Source organism: Ancylomarina longa, from assembly GCF_003996985.1.
Taxonomy (GTDB): domain Bacteria; phylum Bacteroidota; class Bacteroidia; order Bacteroidales; family Marinifilaceae; genus Ancylomarina_A; species Ancylomarina_A longa.
Genome location: NZ_RJJX01000179.1, coordinates 1 through 544, shown reverse-complemented (window position 1 = coordinate 544; position 544 = coordinate 1). Strand labels below are relative to the sequence as shown.

Annotated in this window: 1 protein-coding gene; it reads right to left on the bottom strand. The window is 46.0% G+C overall.

What is annotated here, in order from left to right:
- Window positions 1-544 (bottom strand): DUF642 domain-containing protein (locus DLK05_RS16895; RefSeq protein ID WP_127345106.1); only part of this gene is annotated, 544 nt, incomplete at both ends.

Here is a 544-nt window from a genome sequence, read left to right as displayed (position 1 = left end):
CCATAAATATGTTGCTCCCGCATTGCCGGCATCCAATGTGATGCTGCTGCCTGCACAGGTCTGCTGATCCGCTCCTAAATCTACGATTGGATTGGCATGAACAGTAACATTCACATCATCGCTGGCGGAACAGCCATTGGTATTGGTTACTGTTACAGAATAATTTCCTGATGTTGATACATTGATAGTCTGTGAGGTTTCTCCGGTACTCCATAAATATGTTGCTCCCGCATTGCCAGCATCCAATGTGATGCTGCTGCCTGCACAGGTCTGCTGATCCGCTCCCAAATCTACGATTGAATTGGCATGAACAGTAACATTCACATCATCGCTGGCGGAACAGCCATTTCCATTGGTTACAACAACGGAATAGTTACCACTAATTGATGTACTAATTGTTTGCGTAGTTTCTCCGGTACTCCATAAATATGTTGCTCCCGCATTGCCAGCATCCAATGTGATGCTGCTGCCTGCACAGGTCTGCTGATCCGCTCCCAAATCTACGATTGGATTGACATGAACAGTGACATTTACATCATCACTG